Source organism: Sphaerochaeta sp. UBA5836 (assembly GCF_002432845.1).
In the GTDB taxonomy this organism is placed as follows: Bacteria; Spirochaetota; Spirochaetia; order Sphaerochaetales; family Sphaerochaetaceae; genus Sphaerochaeta.
This window is the reverse complement of the sequence record NZ_DJGW01000088.1, coordinates 2,342-7,377: the sequence shown is the minus strand read 5'-3', so window position 1 is coordinate 7,377 and position 5,036 is coordinate 2,342. Positions and strand designations below refer to the sequence as shown.

The window sequence follows — 5,036 nt, the reverse complement described above, 5'->3', positions numbered from 1 at the left end:
ATCACTTTAATGAAGGGTTTGTTGATGAAGGGTCTAATCTTCTCATAATACAATGGTCGATCAAGCATGAACATGAACCTCTTGATAAGAGTATGCCCAGTAAAACTACGTAAGTAAAGAAAGTTTTTATGGGTATAATCCAATACATCCTTCACGCTATGAAAGCATAATACCAGCCTTCCTGCTGTTTTTCTTCACTCTGCATCTGCGCTTGTACCGCGCTAGTGCAGAGACGATGAAAAAAGTATTCCATAGCTTCTTGGGTGTGATATGTGCATCAGAGGGAAGATATGCAGAACCATACTTAGCAAACGTGTTCACGAACCTATGATAGTCATGCTGCTCATGCTCTGTCCAAAAGGACTCAGCGCCGGCAACCAGGCGCGGCAGCAGGTGCAGGTCCCGCTGTTCTTTGGTTGCAATATGCTCGGTCCAGAGCATGAACTCTGCACCGAGCAGGGAGGAGTACTTCTGTGTCTGCAGCTGCTTGCCGTAGCGATAGACCACCGGGAGGGGAAGCAACGTATGGTCCATATCCAGGTACGTGTGGAAATAATCGCTCATGATTATCTGATGCGCCGACTTTGTCATCTCCAGCAACGGGTTCCACACCTGGGTGATAATCGTCTCATCGTACGCTTGGTCCACATAGTCATTGTAGAGGATTACCTGCTTTCCCAAGCTTCGTGCATAGGAAGTCATCTCATTGCAAAACCATCGAAGCAAGGCTTTCTCGTCGGATAAACCCAATGCTTTCCTTCTCTTCTGGCAATCAGGACAGTCGACCCAGCGGTCCAGGGGAATCTCATCACCTCCCAGATGGATGTACGGCGCGGGGAAGAGAGAAGCTGTCTCCTCGATGAGGTGCTTCACGAAGGAGAGGGCTTCATCCTTTCCCGCACACAGGATGTCGGAAAAAATACCCTCACCCTTGGGGATGGTGAATGGCCCGCCTGTGCAACTGAGGTTCGGATAGGAAGCAAGGGCTGCGGTGAAGTGGCCCGGCATGTCGATCTCAGGGACGATCATGATATGGCGGTTTTGTGCATACGCTACCAAGTCCCTAATCTCTAGTTTCGAATACCGACCGGACTCTTCCTCTCCCAACTTCGGGTAGTTGTCGGAGGCGATTCTCCAGCCCTGGTCGTCACTGAGATGGAGGTGCAGGACATTCATCTTGAACGAGGCAATGATGTCGATGATTCTCTTTACCTCCCCCACCGGACAGAAGGACCTTGCTGTGTCCAGCATGAAAGCCCTCCACCGGAGGGCGGGCTTGTCCTCGATGCGGCAGCAGGGAATGGCTGAAGGATAGGCAAGCAAGAGCTGACGCAGTGTCTGCACTGCGTAGAAGACTCCCTGCAAGCTCTTTGCCTCGATCTTGCATCCTTGGTCGAAAACCTCCAAGCGATAGGCTTGCTCGTCCATAGCATCTACCGCCTTGGCAATGATCAGGTTGGATGATTGTTCACCCACTTGCACCTCCATGCCAAGATACTCTCTGACGTAGAATAAAACCTGAGAGGTGTCAAAGTACGGGTCAGCAACGACGGACAGCTGAGATGGTGGTGAGAATGAGCCACTGAGCATTGCAACGGCACCTGAAGGATAGGGAATGAGAGGGAGCGTTTCTGTCATTTGAATGGTACTATTCCTTTAATGCCCCGGCGGCGAAGCCTTGGGCTATTTTGTCTTTGAATATCAGGTAGAAGATGATCATCGGTACCGTACCGATGACCAGCGCAGCAAACTGCAGGCCGTAGTCGCGGGACATGCCTCCTGCAAAGCTGTTGATCCCGACCGGCAGTGACCGCACCGTGAGGTCGCTGGTCAGCGTCAGGACAAGAATGAACTCGTTCCAGTTCCCCAGGAACGTGTAGATGAACATGGTGGAGATGATGGGAGTGGCGACCGGAGTGATGATCCGCAGGAATATCTGAATGTAATTCGCCCCATCGATGATGGCCGACTCCTGCATGGCATCGGGAATTCCTTTGATGTACGTGGTGGCCAGGAATACCTGGAAAGGAAGTCCGAATGCAATATAGGGGAGGATTACTCCCAGCCGTGTATTCGACAGGCCAAGCTTCGTCTCCATGATGAACAACGGTACGATGACCGAGTGTACGGTGATGAGCAGACCCAGGGTATAGAGCAGGGAGACAACGCGGCTGCTCTTATAGTGAAACTTGGAGAGGGCATAGCCGCTGCTCATGGCAAAGAGTACGGTACAGAACGTGGCGGTCAGGGAGTATATGATGCTGTTGACAAAGTAGATGCCCAAATGCCCTTGTGTCCAGGCAAGGACGAAATTCTGTACATACCAGGTCATGGGCGGAGCGAGCGGATGGCGTACGATGAGGGCATGCGGCTTGAAGGCGCTGAGGATCATCCACGTCAACGGGATGATCGTCAGCAGGGTGAACGTGATCATAAGCAGGTAGGAGAGGACTTTTCCCAGGGTAATGGTTTTCTTCATAGCTGTTCCTACTCGAACCGACGTTCGAACTTCCTGCTGATGTATTGCAGGATGAGTATCAGGCCGACAGCCAAAAGGACGATGATCATCGAGGCGGCACTGCCGAAGCCGTATTTGTAGTACTTGAAGGTGTTGACATACATGTAGATGGCGATCACCTCGGTGAAGTGTGCCGGACCGCCGCCGGTCATGGAATAGATGAGGTCGAAGGCCTTCAGGCTGCCTGAGATTGCAAATATCGCAGTGGTTGCAATGGTTCCCACCATGCTGGGAAGAATGATTCTACCCAGCATCTGCGATTCGCTGGCTCCGTCTATTTGTGCTGCTTCGAGCAGCGAAGGCGTCATTTTCTGCAGGTTTGCATAGAAGATGATCATGTACGTACCGGTATGCATCCACAAAAGGACAAACAGGATCGGATAGATGGCCATCTGCTTGTTCTCGAAAATCTTCATCACATACTGGCTTTGGCCGGTCAGGTTCCTGATGATGGCCACCACCATTCCCGAGGAGGAGAAGATCTGGTTCCATAACAGGGCGACCACGACAGGGGAGATGGTGATGGGCAGAAATATCATGGTCTGATAGAAGTTGCCGCCATGGACCATTTTTCGATGCAACAGGTACGCCAAGAGAAAGCCCAAGGGTATCTGTCCGAATACGGAGACGGCTACGATCAGGAGGTTGTTCCTCAGCGAGTGTTGGAATACCTCGTCGCCGATGATCTTTGCATAGTTCTCCAAGCCGATGAAAGCCGGCTTTCCGTAGCCTCCGAAGGAGGTGAAGCTGAGCGAAAAGCTGTAGAATACGGGAAATATGATGATCGAGGCGAACAGGAGCAACCCCGGAGCCAGCAAGAGATAGTAACTCATCCGTTTTTGTTGTGAGAATGTCATGACGCTCCTCGTGTTCCAAAGAAGGCTCTTACCCCGATCGGGGAAAGAGCCTTCCTAACGATGTTACCGACCGATGGCTGAGACCATGGCTTCCAGTTCTTCTCCGACCTGCTTGGGCGTCTTCGTACCAAACATCATGTTCTGAAGGTTGATATTGAACGTTCCAATGGGTTCTGCGGCAAGCACTGAATCCATGACGTAGCCCATGGGTACCTTGCCGGCATAGGCGACCAGCTTCTGAATCATTGGATCGGCATCCTTCGGCTCTGCGAGGTTGTAGGCGGGAAGCCTTCCGAATCGCTGCCTGATCGCCGAGCCTTCGGGGCCGGAGTAGAACCATATCCACTTCCAAGCGGCTTCCGACTCCGCCTTGGTGAGCTTTGCGTTCATGCCGAAGCCCTGGCCGGCGGTAGCCGAGGTGGAAAGGCTCTGGCCTTTCTGCTTGGGAATGTCGGGGAATGACTCCAGGCTCATGTACTCTTTCTGCTCGGCGGTAAGCTCGCCGACCATGTTGTTTACCGTCCAGCCTCCATCGATGAAGTACACTGCCTTCTCTTGGACGAAATCGTCCAAGCCTTGGCCGTAGGCCAGTTGGTTGGTTCCCGGTGAGAACATCTGTTTGTCAGAGAGTTCCTTGATGATCTCCATGGCATAGACGAATTCGGGGTCGTCAAAGCGAGCTTCTCCGGCGATTGCCTTGTCGAACCACTCTAGTCCACAGGCTCTTTCGACCAGCATGCCTGCTACGCAGGACTGCATCGGCCACGCATCCTTGTTGGCGATGGAGATGGGAATCAAGCCGGCCGCCCTGATCTTCGGACCTTGGGCCAACAGCTCTTCGTAGGTCTTGGGAAGGGTGAGTCCCAGCTCCTTGAGCAGGCGGTTGTTGGTGAACATGATCGAGGTGATGCTGATGTCCTCGGGCAGTTCCCAGATTTCTCCGTTCTTGCCTTGGCCCTGCATGGCCATGTCGGCAAACTCGTCCTCGTGTCCTGCAAGGTACGGACGCAAGTCCTGTACCAGACCGGCATTGGTAACCTGGCTTGTTCTCTCTCCTGGATAGAGCAGTACGATATCGGGCAGCTGGCCGCTCATCGCCATGGTCTGCAGCTTGTCGTGGAACGCCTCACCATAGCCGTATTCAAAGGTGAGCTTGATGTTCGGATTGGCCTTCTCGAATACATCCACCAGATACTGGAAATTCGGGGCGGTGGTTTTATCCGTCTGGTCGAGGAAGTGATAGACAGACAAGGTTATGACACCATCTGCTGCATCCTGTGCTTGTTCCTTGGTCCCTGTTGCAAACAGCAAGAGAGGGGCGAGAAACAACGAAATGAAAACCAAGTTCAGCAACCGTTTCAATTTCATAGTAATCCTCCAATTTTTAACATCCTTCACAGGAAGGAATCGTGTTCTTAAGCGAGCAGATGAAACAAGGGAAGTACTTTCTGCGTTCCATGGTCCGAAAGTGGTTCCAGGTTCATCAACACGTTATCCAATACCAGAGCTGCCGCTCCGAACGAGACGGCTTGGTAGCCGAGGGATGAGAACTGTATCTGCGTTCGTTCATCACGGTGGTCGAGTGAGTTTGCACGCAAGGCAGAGCGCAGCATGTCAGGCATAATGTCCTCGATGGTTTCCACATTCCCGCCGATGAAGAC

General features: G+C 52.4%; 4 protein-coding genes and 1 pseudogene. All 5 read right to left on the bottom strand.

Features of this window, described 5'->3' with window-relative positions; genetic code table 11:
* Positions 1–156 precede the first annotated feature (156 nt).
* Positions 157–1,638: a beta-N-acetylhexosaminidase gene (locus B3F49_RS08010; RefSeq protein WP_293910276.1), complete on the bottom strand. Its 1,482-nt coding sequence runs from the start codon at positions 1,636–1,638 to the stop codon at positions 157–159.
* A gap of 10 nt (positions 1,639–1,648) precedes the next feature.
* Positions 1,649–2,479 carry a carbohydrate ABC transporter permease gene (locus tag B3F49_RS08005; RefSeq protein WP_293910274.1) on the bottom strand — a complete coding sequence of 277 codons (831 nt, stop codon included), beginning with the start codon at positions 2,477–2,479 and terminating at the stop codon, positions 1,649–1,651.
* A gap of 8 nt (positions 2,480–2,487) precedes the next feature.
* Positions 2,488–3,375 (bottom strand): carbohydrate ABC transporter permease, encoded by an 888-nt coding sequence (locus B3F49_RS08000; RefSeq protein ID WP_293910272.1) that lies wholly within the window; start codon positions 3,373–3,375, stop codon positions 2,488–2,490.
* 63 nt (positions 3,376–3,438) lie between these two features.
* The gene (locus B3F49_RS07995) at positions 3,439–4,743 is read right to left on the bottom strand and encodes an ABC transporter substrate-binding protein (protein WP_293910270.1); all 1,305 of its coding nucleotides are present in this window, start codon (positions 4,741–4,743) and stop codon (positions 3,439–3,441) included.
* A gap of 47 nt (positions 4,744–4,790) precedes the next feature.
* Positions 4,791–5,036, bottom strand: a pseudogene (locus tag B3F49_RS07990) (ROK family transcriptional regulator); the annotation flags it as partial.

Bases quoted from the DNA above. Each gene is read 5' to 3' on its own strand.
- B3F49_RS08010 (WP_293910276.1), bottom strand. From the start codon at position 1,638: ATGACAGAAACGCTCCCTCTCATTCCCTATCCTTCAGGTGCCGTTGCA.
- B3F49_RS08005 (WP_293910274.1), bottom strand. From the start codon at position 2,479: ATGAAGAAAACCATTACCCTGGGAAAAGTCCTCTCCTACCTGCTTATG.
- B3F49_RS08000 (WP_293910272.1), bottom strand. From the start codon at position 3,375: ATGACATTCTCACAACAAAAACGGATGAGTTACTATCTCTTGCTGGCT.
- B3F49_RS07995 (WP_293910270.1), bottom strand. From the start codon at position 4,743: ATGAAATTGAAACGGTTGCTGAACTTGGTTTTCATTTCGTTGTTTCTC.